13 protein-coding genes, 1 other RNA gene, 1 pseudogene and 1 other annotated feature are annotated in these 15,194 nt (G+C 32.4%); of the genes and pseudogenes, 12 read left to right on the forward strand and 3 right to left on the reverse strand.

All coding sequences use genetic code 11. The annotated features are described in order from the left end of the window. Positions 1-135 precede the first annotated feature (135 nt). From dnaN to tadA, 9 genes are all read left to right on the forward strand, one after another. Positions 136-1,254, forward strand: coding sequence for a DNA polymerase III subunit beta (dnaN, locus tag LJE08_RS02435; RefSeq protein ID WP_186998584.1), 1,119 nt, complete (start codon positions 136-138; stop codon positions 1,252-1,254). Positions 1,255-1,368: 114 nt separating this feature from the next. Beyond that, positions 1,369-1,572, forward strand: coding sequence for a S4 domain-containing protein YaaA (yaaA, locus tag LJE08_RS02440; protein WP_117573367.1), 204 nt, complete (start codon positions 1,369-1,371; stop codon positions 1,570-1,572). Then, positions 1,569-2,648: a DNA replication/repair protein RecF gene (recF, locus tag LJE08_RS02445; protein WP_186998583.1), complete on the forward strand. Its 1,080-nt coding sequence runs from the start codon at positions 1,569-1,571 to the stop codon at positions 2,646-2,648. Before yaaA ends, recF begins: the two co-directional genes overlap by 4 nt. Beyond that, the gene (gene gyrB, locus LJE08_RS02450) at positions 2,645-4,612 is read left to right on the forward strand and encodes a DNA topoisomerase (ATP-hydrolyzing) subunit B (RefSeq protein ID WP_186998582.1); all 1,968 of its coding nucleotides are present in this window, start codon (positions 2,645-2,647) and stop codon (positions 4,610-4,612) included. Before recF ends, gyrB begins: the two co-directional genes overlap by 4 nt. Positions 4,613-4,624: 12 nt before the next feature. Next, positions 4,625-7,093, forward strand: coding sequence for a DNA gyrase subunit A (gene gyrA, locus LJE08_RS02455; protein ID WP_186998581.1), 2,469 nt, complete (start codon positions 4,625-4,627; stop codon positions 7,091-7,093). A 201-nt stretch (positions 7,094-7,294) separates the two neighbouring features. Next, positions 7,295-7,522 carry a hypothetical protein gene (locus LJE08_RS02460; RefSeq protein WP_227402329.1) on the forward strand — a complete coding sequence of 76 codons (228 nt, stop codon included), beginning with the start codon at positions 7,295-7,297 and terminating at the stop codon, positions 7,520-7,522. 176 nt (positions 7,523-7,698) lie between these two features. Further along, positions 7,699-7,909: a binding site (T-box leader), on the forward strand. Positions 7,910-7,949: 40 nt separating this feature from the next. Next, positions 7,950-9,233, forward strand: a complete 1,284-nt coding sequence (serS, locus tag LJE08_RS02465; protein ID WP_117925499.1) for a serine--tRNA ligase — start codon at positions 7,950-7,952, stop codon at positions 9,231-9,233. 63 nt (positions 9,234-9,296) lie between these two features. Continuing rightward, an RNA gene (ffs, locus tag LJE08_RS02470) (signal recognition particle sRNA small type) lies at positions 9,297-9,386 on the forward strand. A gap of 11 nt (positions 9,387-9,397) precedes the next feature. After that, positions 9,398-9,874, forward strand: coding sequence for a tRNA adenosine(34) deaminase TadA (gene tadA, locus LJE08_RS02475; protein WP_199519615.1), 477 nt, complete (start codon positions 9,398-9,400; stop codon positions 9,872-9,874). A gap of 160 nt (positions 9,875-10,034) precedes the next feature. Here the strand turns inward: tadA and LJE08_RS02480 are convergent, their stop codons facing one another. Both LJE08_RS02480 and tnpA read right to left on the reverse strand, forming a co-directional pair. Further along, the gene (locus LJE08_RS02480) at positions 10,035-10,394 is read right to left on the reverse strand and encodes a transposase (RefSeq protein WP_227402330.1); all 360 of its coding nucleotides are present in this window, start codon (positions 10,392-10,394) and stop codon (positions 10,035-10,037) included. A gap of 11 nt (positions 10,395-10,405) precedes the next feature. Further along, positions 10,406-10,789 (reverse strand): annotated as a pseudogene (gene tnpA / locus LJE08_RS02485) (IS200/IS605 family transposase); the annotation flags it as partial. A gap of 219 nt (positions 10,790-11,008) precedes the next feature. Here tnpA and dnaX point away from each other — a divergent pair. The 3 genes from dnaX to LJE08_RS02500 all read left to right on the forward strand — a co-directional run bounded on the left by dnaX (position 11,009) and on the right by LJE08_RS02500 (position 14,602). Further along, positions 11,009-12,772 carry a DNA polymerase III subunit gamma/tau gene (gene dnaX / locus LJE08_RS02490; protein ID WP_186998579.1) on the forward strand — a complete coding sequence of 588 codons (1,764 nt, stop codon included), beginning with the start codon at positions 11,009-11,011 and terminating at the stop codon, positions 12,770-12,772. Positions 12,773-12,782: 10 nt separating this feature from the next. Then, positions 12,783-13,370 (forward strand): recombination mediator RecR, encoded by a 588-nt coding sequence (gene recR / locus LJE08_RS02495; RefSeq protein ID WP_117925506.1) that lies wholly within the window; start codon positions 12,783-12,785, stop codon positions 13,368-13,370. 683 nt (positions 13,371-14,053) lie between these two features. Continuing rightward, a complete protein-coding gene (locus tag LJE08_RS02500) occupies positions 14,054-14,602 on the forward strand; it encodes a hypothetical protein (protein WP_186998578.1) in 549 nt (182 codons plus the stop codon). Here the strand turns inward: LJE08_RS02500 and LJE08_RS02505 are convergent. Continuing rightward, positions 14,599-15,144, reverse strand: coding sequence for a CYTH domain-containing protein (locus LJE08_RS02505; RefSeq protein ID WP_227402331.1), 546 nt, complete (start codon positions 15,142-15,144; stop codon positions 14,599-14,601). The genes LJE08_RS02500 and LJE08_RS02505 overlap by 4 nt on opposite strands. Between the last annotated feature and the right edge of the window lie 50 nt (positions 15,145-15,194).

The following is a 15,194-nucleotide window of genomic DNA, read 5'->3' on the forward strand; positions in this document are numbered from 1 at the left end:
GTATTCCTCATGGAATCCACACCCTAAAAATTAGCATAGAGTAGGTATTTTAAAGGGTCTGTGCAATTTTTACACACTTATACAGTCCCTTATATTATAATTTATATATAAATATATTAATAAAAGGAGGATTTTATGCATTTTTCTATTGATCGAAAATATTTTTATGACAAGCTATCTATTGTTTCTAGAGCTATTAGTGTCTTTTCTCCATTGCCTGCACTATCAGGTATTTGTATTGATTTAAAAGATGGTTCAATGATTTTAACTGGTAGTGATTCAAATATATCCATTCGTACTGTAATTGTTCCTGGTGAATTGAATAATTTAGATATTGAAGAAGAAGGATCTATTATTATTGATTCTAAGTATTTGTTAGAAATTGTTCGTAAGTTGGATTGTAAAAATATTGAAATTGAAGTAATTGACTACTCTTTAGTTCGTATTTCTAGTGATAATGGTCAATTTAATTTAAATGGTATTCGTTCTAATGAATATCCTGATATTGATTTTACACAACCTAATCATCATTTTGTATTGAAGGCAACAGGTTTAAAATCTATTGTTTCTCAAACTGCATTTGCGTGCAGCGATAAAGATCAACGTCCAGTATTAACAGGGGTAAACTTCAATTCACAAGGTAATATGTTGTATTGTTCTGGAACAGACTCATATCGTTTAGCTAGAAAAACAATTGAATTGAATTCAAGTCAAGATTTTAATATCACAATTCCTAGTAAATCTTTAACTGAGGTTGTTCGTTCTGTTTCGGATGATGATACAATCGATATTTATGCAGATTCTAAAAAAGCACAGTTTGTATTTGATAAAACAATTATCCAAACTCGTTTGATTGATGGAACTTTCCCAGATGTACAAAGAATTATTCCTACAAGTTGTGTATCTAAGATGTTGGTGGATTCATATGAAATTGCAGGTACAATTGATCGTACTAACTTCATTCGTAATGATAAAGTACATTTAATAAAATTGGAATGTTCAACTGCAGAAACTCATGTTAAGACGTATTCAAGTGAAATTGGAAACTCTGATGAAGTATTGACTAAGTGTGAATATGAAGGAGAAGATATTTCATTGACATGTAATGGTACATATATGTTGGATGCGATCAAGGCATTGGGATGCGAAAAAGTATTAATTGAATTTTCTGGATTTATGAAGCCTATCAAGGTATCAAATCCGGAAGATGCTTCAGTCTTAATGATTTTAGTGCCAATTCGTAGTTATGATTAAAGAAAATGCCGTTTAAACTCGTTTTAAACGGTTTCTTTTTATATCGGTATCTCTGTACGCATAGCTATTTATGTCGTTTTATGATATAATTATAGTGCGAAAAGAGGTATTTTCATGGAATTTGAACTTAAAGATGAGTATATTACATTAGCACAATTGCTGAAAGCTTGCGATGTTGTCTATAGTGGTGGACAGGCCAAGGAATATTTAGCAAACATGGAAGTATTAGTCAACGGCGTTAATGAAAATCGTCGTGGAAAAAAGATCTACCATGGAGATATTGTAGAAACTAATGGAATAAGGATTGAAGTGAAATGAATGTTGAAAAACTGACATGTTTTCATTTCCGTAATTATGAAACCATGTCTTTTTCTTTTACACCAAAATGCATTCATTTTTTATATGGAAAAAACGCACAGGGAAAAACGAACTTAATTGAAGCTATTTATTTTTTAAGTCATTTGCGTTCGTTTCGAACAAATCAATTGGACAGTATGATCATGCATGGGTGCAATGAATTTTGTGTTCAGGCAGCGGTGGAGTCTAATCACAGAAAAGAAGAATTGAAAGTGATTGTGGATCATCAAAAAAAGCATTTGTTTCGTTTTCAAAATCCAGTTAAGAAGTATTCGGATTTTATTGGAATTGAAAATGCGATCTTATTTTGTCCAGACGATTTATCTTTATTTACTTCATCTCCAAAAAATCGAAGACGATTTATTGATATGGAGTTAATGAAATTGTCAAAAACGTATACGGTTACGTTATCTTCGTATCAAAAAATTTTAAAGCAGAGAAATCAAGCTTTGAAACAGAGTAAAGTGGATGAGTGTTTAGTTCAAATTTATTTGGATCAGATGATAGATGTTCAAAAAATCATTATGAAACAAAGAAATGAATTTTTGAATTCTTTGATGATAAAAGCGCGTGAGCTATATCCATTCTTTTCAAATGAAAAAGAATATATAGATGCTAAGTATATAACGTTTATTGATTTGGATGGAGATATGAAGGAAGCTTATGCCAAGGTTTTTGAAAAAGAAAAAAAATATCATCAGACTTTGATTGGAATTCATAGGGATGATATTTTATTTGAATTGAATGGAAAACCTGTATGTGAAGTGGCTAGTCAGGGGCAGAAAAGAAGTTTTGTATTGGCACTTAAATTGGGTTTAGCCCAAATTATTTATGAAAAGAGTGGGCAATATCCAATTTTATTATTGGATGACGTATTTAGTGAACTGGATAATCTTAGAAAGCGACAATTAATTGAAAAGCTTCCTAATGATATGCAGATTTTTATAACAACAACAGAACGATTGAATATGCATTGGAATCGTGAAGTTCGATTCTATGATATAGAACAAGGGAGAATCAAGGAGGTCTACAAATGAGTCAGGATGAATTACAAAAAGAGATTCTTGAATTTGAAGAATTAGAAACACAAGCTACACAAGTAGAACATTCGTATACAGCGGATGATATTCAGGTGTTAGAAGGGTTAGAAGCGGTTCGTTTGAGACCAGGTATGTATATTGGTTCCACTTCTGTACGTGGACTTCACCATCTAGTTTGGGAAATTGTAGATAATGGTATTGATGAGGCCTTGGCTGGTTTTGCGAATCGAATTGATGTGACAATTGAGCCAGAGGATATTATTGCGGTACGTGATAATGGTCGTGGTATGCCAGTTGGAATTCATGAAAAGACAGGGATTAGCGCAGTAGAAACAATTATGACGGTATTACATGCAGGTGGAAAATTTGGTGGAGGTGCTTATAAGGTTTCCGGAGGTTTGCATGGTGTTGGTGCCAGTGTCGTTAATGCGTTGAGTGAATGGTTAGAGGTTACTGTTTATCAGGATGGTAAAATTTATTTTATTCGTTTTGAAAATGGTGGACATGCGGTGGAGCCTTTAAAAATTATTGGTACAACAGAAGAAACAGGTACTTTAGTTCGTTTTAAAGCAGATCCAACGATTTTTAAGGATACAACAGTTTATGATTATGAAACGTTGAATTCTCGTCTGCGTCAGCTTGCCTTTTTAAATAAGGATATACGTTTAACTTTAACTGATAAAAGAACATCAGATGGTCCAAGTAATGACTATAAATATGAGGGTGGAATTATTGAGTATGTACAATTCTTAAATAAGAATAAGAGTACAATCAGTGACAAAGTCATTTATGTAGAGGGATTGCAGGATGGTATTCTTGCAGAAGTTGCTTTGCAATATAACGATGGCTATCAATCTAGTATTTATTCTTTCTGCAATAATATTCATACGCATGAAGGTGGATATCACGAAGATGGTTTCAGAATGGCTTTGACTCGTTGTATTAATGCCTATGCGAAAAATAATAATATGATCAAAAAGGATGAGAGTTTATCTCAGGATGACGTTAAAGAGGGATTGGTTGCGATTATTTCTGTTAAGCACCCGGATCCTCAGTATGAAGGACAGACAAAGACAAAATTAGGAAATAGTGAAGTTCGTAAGATTGTTTCAAATATTGCGGGTGAACAGATCAATCGTTTCTTCTTAGAAAATCCAGATATTGCCAAGGCTATTGTAGAAAAGGCAGAAATTGCCAGCAAGGCAAGAATTGCAGCAAAAAAAGCTCGTGAATTAACACGTCGTAAATCTGCATTGGATGGAATTAGTTCATTACCAGGTAAATTAACGGATTGTTCAAGTAAAGATGCTAGTGAATGTGAAATTTATATAGTCGAAGGTGATTCTGCCGGGGGCAGCGCGAAACAAGGTCGTGACGCGAAAACACAAGCTATTTTACCTTTGCGTGGTAAGATTTTAAATGTTGAAAAAGCTAGAACGCATCGTATTTTTGAAAACCAGGAAATTCGTAGTATGATTACTGCTTTTGGATGTGGAATTCAAGAAGATGTAGATGTAACGAAATTACGTTATCACAAAATTGTTATTATGACCGATGCCGATGTCGATGGTAGTCATATTTGTACATTGATGTTGACTTTCTTATATCGTTTTATGAAACCTGTTATTGAAGGTGGATATGTTTATATTGCACAACCTCCTTTATATAAGGTGCAAAAAGGAAAAAAGATTGCCTATGCGTATAAGGAACAGGAAATGGATCAGTTGCGCGAAGAATTTAAAGATGGGTACAAAGTTCAGCGTTATAAAGGTTTAGGGGAAATGGATGCAGAACAGTTGTGGGAAACAACAATGGATCCACATCATAGAGTATTGAAACGTGTCACAATTGATGATGCGATGGAAGCGGACAGTGTATTTGATATGTTGATGGGTGAGGATGTAGAGCCTCGGCGTGAATATATTCAGGAAAATGCTGTATACGCTAATTTGGATTACTAGTAGGAGGTCCTTATGGAAGAAGAAAATAAGCGATATGACTATGTAGAAGATGTTGAAATATCCAAAGAAATGCGTACAGCCTTTCTAGATTATTCAATGTCTGTTATTGTTTCACGTGCATTACCAGATGTTCGTGATGGTATGAAACCAGTTCATCGTCGTATTTTGCATGCGATGAATCAATTGGGAATTACTTCAGGTGTTGCACATAAAAAGAGTGCACGTATTGTTGGTGAAGTTATTGGTAAGTATCACCCTCATGGGGATACAGCTGTATATGATGCGATGGTTCGTATGGCCCAGGATTTCTCTTATCGATATCCATTAGTGGATGGTCATGGAAACTTTGGTTCTCTAGATGGAGATGGAGCTGCGGCAATGCGTTATACGGAAGCTCGTATGTCAAAAATCTCTATGGAGATGCTGCGTGATATTCAAAAGGATACGGTTGATTTTATTCCAAACTATGATGGAGAAGAAAGCGAACCGGTTGTGCTGCCTAGTCGTATTCCAAACTTGTTGATCAATGGTGCTGTGGGTATTGCGGTTGGTATGGCAACAAATATTCCACCTCATAATTTATCAGAAACAATTCAAGCCATTTTTGCGGTAATGGATGATCCGGATATTACAGTTCCTCAATTAATGGAAGTAATTAAAGGACCAGACTTCCCTACTGGAGGAATCATTTTGGGTCGTAAAGGTATTCGTCAAGCATTTGAAACAGGACGTGGATCCATTATGATTCGTTCTAAGTATCGTGTTGAAGAATTATCAAACGGAAAGAAACAGATTATTTTCTATGAAATTCCTTATCAGGTCAATAAGGCAAACTTAATTACTAAAATGGCTTCTTTAATTCGTGATAAAGCAATTCAAGGTGTTACTTATTTAAACGATGAAAGTAACCGTGAAGGTATTCGTATTGTAATGGAGCTAAAGAAGGATGCGCAGGAAGAAGTAATTTTAAATCAGTTGTTTAGATTAACACCACTTCAAACTTCATTTGGTATCAATATGTTGGCACTTGAAAATGGTCGTCCTAAACAATTGCCTTTAAAAGATATTATTCATGATTATATTGATCATCAGGTTGATGTAGTTGTAAGAAAAACACAGTTTGAGTTAAAGAAGGCACAGGATCGTGCACATATCTTAGAAGGTTTACGAATTGCGATGGATCATATCGATGAAGTTATTCATATGATTCGTAGTTCTAAAAAAGATGAGGCCGGTTTATCTCAAGATTTATGTGATGCGTTTGGATTGAGTATGATTCAAGCTAAAGCTATCTTGGCAATGCAGTTAAGAAGATTATCTGGATTGGAACGAGATAAGATTGAAAATGAATATCAACAATTATTATTGACAATTGAAGATTTGAAGGATATCTTGGCAAATCATGATCGTGTTCTTCAAATCATTCGTGATGATTTAACTGAAATTGATCAGAAATATGGTGATGAAAGAAGAACTGAAATTAGTGATGCTTCTGTTGATATGGAAGATGAAGACTTAATTCCAGTGGAAGATGTAATTATCACATTAACTGAGTCTGGATATATTAAGCGTCAGCTTGTAGATACATATCGTGCTCAAAATCGCGGTGGTCGTGGAATCAAATCATTGACATTAAATGAAGAGGATTCTATCGATACTATGATTTCGATGTCGACACATGATTTCTTGTTGTTGTTTACAGATAAGGGTCGTGTATATCGATTAAAAGGATACAATGTTCCAAGTGGATCTAGAACATCTAAAGGTATTCCAATTGTGAATTTAATGACTTTGGAAAAAGGTGAAAAAGTTAATGTTCTTGTAGCTGTTCCTAAGGATGATGAAAGTGAAACATTATTATTCGTTACAAAGAATGGCATTGTGAAACGTACATCTGTATCTGAATTTGAAAATATCAATCGTAATGGTAAGATTGCGATTAGTTTAAAACCAGATGATGAATTGCGTTTTGTGAAATTAACTACAGGACAAGATGAAGTAATTATCTCTGGATCAAATGGTAAAGCTGTTCGATTCAATGAAGATCAAGTTCGTATCATGGGACGTAGTGCAAGTGGTGTATTAGGATTCAATTGTGATGGCAGTGAAGTTGTAGGTGCTGCACTATCAAGTGAAGGAGACACAGTTCTTGTTGTTTCTGAAAATGGATATGGTAAGCGTAGTAAGTTCGAAGATTATCGTTTGACTTCTCGTGGTAAAAAAGGTGTTAGCACAATTAATATCACAGAAAAGACAGGTAAGCTAATGTGTATGCGTGCGGTTACTGGTAAAGAAGATGCGATGATTGTTGCGAGTGATGGAATCATGATCCGTGTAGCTTTAGAGAATGTAGGAATCTACGGAAGAAATACACAAGGTGTAAGATTGATCAACTTAAATGGAGATGCGAAAGTAACGCGTATGACATTGGTAGATCATGAAGAGCCTGAAGCAGAATCAGAAGAAAACACAGAAGAATAAAGCATGCAAGGAGTAAAATTATGATTTTACTCCTTTTTCATATGATAAATCAGATAGAAATAATCCAAATATATAATGTAGACAAAAAAAGAGTGAGAAATGTAAATATAATAGATATGCAAATTCTCACTGTTTGCGGTGAAAAATAATCAGTGGAATGAATAAGTCGCAAATATAATCTGCAATTTTGATGTATACAAAATGGAAAGTTGTAGACAAGATAGAACTGTAGATATAATTTCTTTCGTATATATGATCTTTGTCGCTGCATGTATTTATATTTCTGGTCATGAAAATATTATAGGTTCTTTATGTACTGTAGCTGTTTTTGTGATATCTGTAATTGGATTATATTATTTGTATTATACAGAAACATCAAAACGAATTTTTGCCTTCTTTTCTCTACTAGGCTTACTATTATTCATTTAGTTTTACTGTTTATAGGAATGGATTACAGATGGATTTCTTATATTTTGATACTTTATATCGTCGTAACATTAAATATGATTTGTAGATAAGTAGAATCATATGATAAATCCGATTTAATGTGGCTATTTCACAGAATAAGCGGTTGACTTTAGCTTTGTATTAATGGTATAAATGTGTTGAAAACAAAGATAAGGATAAGTAGATTATTCCATATATTAAATAGAGACAGTATGGATGGTGAAAATACTGATATGAATAATTGAATAGCACCTTAGAGTGATTGAATGAAACTAGTAGTTTGATCCGGTACATACCGTTATCATGTTAAGAGATCGTATATGTATATATATGGTAAAAAGGGTGGCAACGCGAGACATCGTCCCTTTATGGGTGCGAGTGTCTCTTTTTTTATGCAGAGGAGGATATCATGTTAGATATGAAATTTGTCCGTGAAAATCCGGACATTGTCAAAGAGAACATTAAGAAAAAGTTCCAAGACTACAAATTGCCTTTAGTAAATGAAGTGTTAATGGAGGATAAAGAGCTTCGCCAAACACAACAACATGCGGATGATTTACGTGCTAATCGTAAAAAGATTTCTAAAGAAATTGGTAAGTTGATGGGCCAAGGTAAAAAAGAAGAAGCTGAAGAAATTAAGCAACAAATTGCTGAGATTGCTCACGAGTTAACAGCTTTGGAAGAAAAAGAAATTAAATTAAGAGAGTCTGTTACTGAAAAAATGATGCAGATTCCAAATATCATTGATGATAGTGTTCCTATTGGAAAAGATGATAGTGAAAACGTTGAATTAGAAAAATTTGGAGAACCTGTTGTTCCTGATTTTGAAATTCCTTATCACACTGAAATCATGGAACGTTTAAGTGGTATTGATTTGGATGCAGCACGTCGTGTAGCTGGAAATGGATTCTACTATTTAATGGGAGATATTGCTCGTCTACATTCAGCAATCTTAAATTACGCTCGTGATTTCATGATTGATAAAAAAGGATTTACTTATGTAATTCCACCATATATGATTCGTAGTTCAGTAGTTGATGGAGTAATGTCATTTGCAGAAATGGAAGGTATGATGTATAAAATCGAAGGTGAAGATTTGTATTTAATTGGTACAAGTGAACACTCTATGATTGGTAAATTCAAGGATACAATTCTTGAAGAAAAAGATCTTCCATATACTTATACTTCATACTCACCTTGTTTCCGTAAAGAAAAAGGTGCTCATGGTATTGAAGAACGTGGTGTGTATCGTATTCACCAATTTGAAAAACAAGAAATGATCGTTGTTTGTAAGCCAGAAGAAAGTATGGAATGGTTTAAAAAATTATATATGAATACTGTAGAATTCTTCAGAACATTAGATATTCCAGTACGTACATTGGAATGCTGTTCAGGTGATTTGGCAGATTTAAAATGTAAATCAGTGGATGTTGAAGCGTGGTCTCCACGTCAAAAGAAATACTTCGAAGTTGGAAGTTGCTCTAACTTAACAGATGCTCAGGCACGTCGTTTAAAGATTCGTGTTAAGGGTGAAAATGGAGAAAAGTACTTTGCGCATACATTAAACAACACTTGTGTTGCTCCACCAAGAATGTTGATTGCATTCTTAGAAAACAATTTACAGGCTGATGGATCAATCTTGATTCCAGAAGTATTACAACCTTACATGGGTGGTAAAAAGAAAATTGGTTAATCTTAAAAGCTGTCTTTGACAGCTTTTTTCTATTGCTAATTGAAAATGGATTTGATATAATAACTTAGCTACTACAATGATGTCTTATGAATCAGGTCAGGTCGGGAACGAAGCAGCCTTAAGTAAGCTCCATCATGTGTAGTAGTTTTTTATTTTTTGAGGATATGAGTATGGATGATGTGAAATGGATGAAGGAAGCTATCAAGCAGGCTAAAAAAGCAGAAAGCTATGATGAGGTTCCAATTGGATGTGTCATTGTGAAAGATGATAAAGTTATTGCTCGTGGATATAATAAGCGTGAGACTTTACAACAAAGCATTGCACACGCAGAAATTATGGCAATTCAAAAAGCATGTAAGAAATTAAATACATGGAGATTAGAGGACTGCATATTATATGTAACTTTAGAACCATGTCCTATGTGTGCAGGTGCGATTATACAATCTAGAATTAAAGAAGTTGTATATGGAGCTTCAGATCCTAAAGGTGGCTGTGTGGGTACATGTACAAATTTGTTTGAAGTGTCTGAATTTAATCATCATCCTGAATATAGAAAAGGAATTCTTGAATCAGAATGTTCAGATTTATTAAAACATTTTTTTAAGAAGAAAAGAGATATGAAAAAGAAGCAGAAATCATAAATTTGAAAGATTTCTGCTTTTCATATATATTGCACTTCCCTATTTCAACCAATTGAACCTCTCATCACTGAAGTGACGAGATTCTTGGGAACAGGCTTCTATCGAAACCTTTCTTACCAAGCTATCCCCGCAGTTCCTGCGGTTGTTTTATTAATTTTAACTAATTTGCTAATATGCCTTGCATCAATATATTGATAGATGCATTTACATCTCTGTCATGATTTGAATGACATTTTGGACATGTCCAATCTCTTACATTTAAATCTTTTGTTTCTTCATTCTTATATCTGCAACAATGACAGGTTTGACTGCTCGCATAGAATGTGTCTACTTTTTTGATCACTTTTCCATACCACTGGGCTTTATATTCTAGCTGTGTGGTGAACTTTGACCAGGATACATCCGATATAGACTGGGCTAGATTGTGGTTTTTAAGCATGTTCTCTACTTTTAAATCTTCAATGCAGATGATGTCGTATTCTGTAATGATTCTAGTAGATAGTTTGTTGATAAAATCCATTCTTTGATTCGCTATTTTCTTTTTTGACTTCTTATATACTCTATAATCTGTTCTTCTGTATTTTCAGAAACTGTAGCTACAAAATAAGAAGGATTCCATAGATGTCCACCCCATAACTTGGATCTTAGATCATCCCCAAACTCTTTCATCAAGAGTCTGGCTGATACACCCTTCATAGCTTTTATAATATTTGGAATGTAATGCTGCGGCGTACAATTGATCAGCATACGGATGTAATCTTCCTCCATATTCATTTCCAAGATTTGAAAACCATTATCCTTTGAAATCTGAGTCAGCAGCTCTTTTAAATTTGTTGCGACCTGTCCATTCAAGACATAACGACGATACTTTACACACCATATGATATGATACTGTATAGAATAGACATAGCTCTTCCTTTAACAACTTCCATACGTTTTTTTCTCATCAATATTATAACATCTGTATATATTTAAAGCACTATATTTATCATTTATTATTAAATTATTTATCTAACATTTGCCAATCTAAGAACACTCGTGACTTTAGTCATGAGTGTTCTTAGATTGCACTATAAAATAGATAAAACTATGATAAAATAAGATACAGATAAACATATAGAAAGGATTTTACGAATGGCATATCAAGCGTTATATAGAAAATATAGACCAACGAATTTTGATGAAGTTGTTGGACAAACACATATAATTCAGACATTGAAAAATGCGATTGTTCAAAATCGTATTGCTCATGCTTATTTATTCTGTGGTCCTAGAGGAACAGGAAAAACTTCAATCGCAAAAATATTTGCGAAGACACTAAATTGTACGAATAATCAAGATGCTCCTTGTGGAGTTTGTGAGAACTGTAAAATGGCTGCGAATGGAAGTCATCCAGATATTATTGAAATTGATGCCGCCAGCAACAATGGTGTAGATGAAGTAAGAAATCTGATTGATAAAGTGAAGTATGCTCCAATGCAGGGAAAATATAAAATTTATATTATTGATGAAGTTCATATGATGACATCTGGAGCATTCAATGCATTGTTAAAAACAATCGAGGAACCTCCTGCTCATGTAATTTTTATTTTTGCGACTACAGAACCTAATAAAGTTTTACCAACTATTATTTCTCGTTGTCAAAGATTTGACTTTAATAAAGTGAGTATGCATGACATTAAATATAGATTATCTGTTGTTTGTAAAAACGAAGGAATTGAAATTGATGAGAATGGATTAACGTTAATTGCTCAATTGGCTGATGGAGGAATGCGAGATGCGTTATCCATATTGGATCAATGTGTTGCATACTGTTCATCTCATATTGATGTGAATGATATTCGTAAAATTTATGGTGTCGTAACATCTGAAGATATTGGAAAATTATTTTATTCAGTATATAAAAAAGATGTAGATAGTTTTGTCAAAGATATTCAGAAATATTCAGATATGGGAATGGATATTAAACGATTGACAGCAGACTTTATTCATATGTTGAAGGATAGTCTGATTTTAGATTATTCTGAAAATTCAACTCTAGTTTCAGATATGAACAAAGATATGATTCGGAAATATTTCAAATTAGCACCTATTAATTTCAGAATTAAGTGTATGGAAGAATTGATGGATACATATAATAAATATACATATGCATCTAACGCACTAGATTACTTAGAAGCCTCTTTATTAAAGATTTCAAGTTATTCATATGAATCGAAAACACATATTATTGATTCAGATCATAATGATTTTAAAGAGGTAGAGGAAGAAGAAAACTATGAAACATCATATGACGATACTTCTGATGACTCAGATATAATTGAGAAAAACACTCAAAAAGATGATAATAATGGGGTTTTAGAGAAATCTGAAATTTCTGATGTTTCACGTGAAACATTAAAACAGTCAGAAAATAAAAATAATAAAATCATATTAAACGATGAATTTGTCATTCAATTGTTAGTTGGAGCTACAAAGATGGAAAGAAGTATTGATACGAATAAGTTCAATAATATAGGACAATTCATATCAAGTTTAGAATTTGGAAAATATGCGGCTACATTGAGAAATAGTACTATTATGGCTAGTGGATCTAATTATATTGTCGTATGTGTATCTAGTGAAATCTTTGCGAAACAAATAAATGAATTTGAACTGAATTATGGATATGAAGATTTCATGGAAGTGTTATTAGGAAAAGCAAAGAAAGTATTCGCATTGGATAAGACACAACAATCTCGCGTACTGGATGAGTTTAAAGAAAGAATGATTAGTGGTAATCTTCCAGAACCATTTCAAGTTCATTTAAAAAGAAAAGACGCAGAATCTGAAAATAATATGAGTATTGAAGATCATATGAAAAGTTTGTTTCCTAATATAGAAATAAAAGAAGATTAGAAGGTGAAGCATGTATCCAAAAACATTTGATGATTTAATATATGAATTTCAGAAATTACCAGGAGTAGGTGCTAAAACGGCAGAGAGATATGCATTTACTGTATTAGGGTGGTCTGATGAAGAAATATCTGAATTGGCAGAAACGCTAGTAAATTTAAAAAAGAAGGTAAAGAAGTGTACGCGATGTGGTAATTTAACAGAAGATGAGCTTTGTGAGTTTTGTAAGAACTCTAATAGGAATCAGAATATCATATGCGTGGTACAAAATCCGAAAGATATATCAGTAATAGAGTCTATGCAGCAATATAATGGTGTATATCATGTACTAGATGGATTGATCAACACTCAAAAAGGAGTATTACCTGATCAATTGAATATAATGACTCTTTTAAATAGAGTGAATGAAAGAACAGAAGAAGTTATATTGGCTCTAGATCCTACAGTAGAAGGAGAAACAACTGCTTTATATATATCTAAATTATTAGAAGGGAAGTGTAGGGTAAGCAGACTTGCCCATGGTATCCCTGTAGGTAGTCATTTAGACTATACAGACGCTATGACGTTGTTAAAAGCGTTTGAAGGACGTAAAAGTTCGTAAATATGCTTAATCGTATGAAGTATTTATGATATTTCATACGATTTTTTATAAATATATGAATATTAGTGCAAAAATCATATAGAATTCATCATTCATATGAATAAAATAGTACACTATATAGTGAAATCATATAGCATAGTATAAAAATGCTTTAAATAAAGACTATTCACCTAATTATCACATGGAGAGAAAGGAACTGCAAAAACGCACTTCTGAGTGTTCATATGAAACATATATGATTTTTCATACCGATATTTTATAAAATCTCATTCATGTGAAAATAATAAAAACAAAAAAAATAAAGGATATGAATTTAAATATGAATTAAAAAATGCGTATGAAGACGTTCAAATGAATGTAAAATGTTATGTATATTAATCATATGAAATGTTTTATTGGATATTTTAAATCATATGAATTATAAAATTTGAATATGAATGGAATAATTAAATTCATGTGATATAGATGTGAAAATATAAAATATGAAATCGTATGTGATTTTAATAAATAAGTATATATGAAGGTTCATGTGAGAAATATATGAAAAAATAAATGGTATTTTAAAAAGTGATAAATAATATAGGAAATTCATATATAGGTATAGCATTCTTGACAAAACTATGATAGACTTATCGTGACTCGTTAGATTATTATTATGAATTTCATAGGAAGGGGACGTGAATATGCCTGAAGAAGCATCAGCAATTGATGTATATTATGATATGGATATTGCGCAGATATGCCAACATTTCAATAAATCAAGAAATACAGTAGATAAAGCAATTGCAAAATTGGTAAAAGATAATCCAGATAAAGATTGGAAATACAAAAATCCAGCCACTCGTCGTATTACAATTAAGGCTGAAGGTGTTGAAAGATTATCTACTTATTTTAGGAAAGAAAAACATGAATTATCTACAGTTGAAATGGAACTTAGATTTGAAAATGAAAAGCTTAAAGCCATTATAGAAGAAAAAGAGAAGGCACAAGTCCAGATTGAACAATTATATCAAGAAAAGCTTAAATTAGAAATCGAAAAGAGTAAACAAACTTTCCTATTAGAAACACAAACGAAAGATGAGAAAATTTCTGAATTAGAATCTGAAAATCAGAAATTAAAAGAAGTAGAAGAACTTTATAATAAAAATAAAGAAGAAATTGAAAATTATAAGAAAAAAGAAGAAGAATATAATTCTAAATCCTTCTTCTATCGTTTAACACATAAATTTTAATCGTTTAATGCTCTAGCAATTTTGCTAGGGCAATTTTTTGCCCATTTTAAACCATATTTTTCTAATATAGAATTAAAAAAATGGATTCCATCATGATCGGATGTGTATTCATACTCAATTTCATAATCTGTATGATTTTTATAATATGTCTTATCTAAACATAATTCTCCGTTTTCAAATGCATATACATTTCTTAATGTAGTAAAACTAGCTGTCGGATGTAAATTTTTGGGAATTTGATATTGGTTGAACCAATTTAATATTTCTGGATCTTCAATCTCATTAATATTTTCTGCAGATATTTCTTTTTCGAATTCATAGTGTGTGTATTCATCTTTTCTGATTTTTAATGTGAATATTTTTTTATTTTGAATTGTTCGAATCCGGACTGCGCCATGTTGTTTTTTTACATCCTGATTCTCTGTGTCAAAGTATGTATTTGTCTGTGTTATTGGATTATGAAAATCATATGAATGGAGTAATTCATTATAAATATTTTCATTAATCAATAATTTCAATTCTCTTTCAATATTATCGTACATTCATATCACCCATAAATATGTTACAATAGATTTAACAAAAGAGGAAGTGA

Source organism: Holdemanella sp. DFI.5.55 (genome assembly GCF_020593575.1).
GTDB lineage: Bacteria > Bacillota_I > Bacilli_A > Erysipelotrichales > Erysipelotrichaceae > Holdemanella > Holdemanella hominis.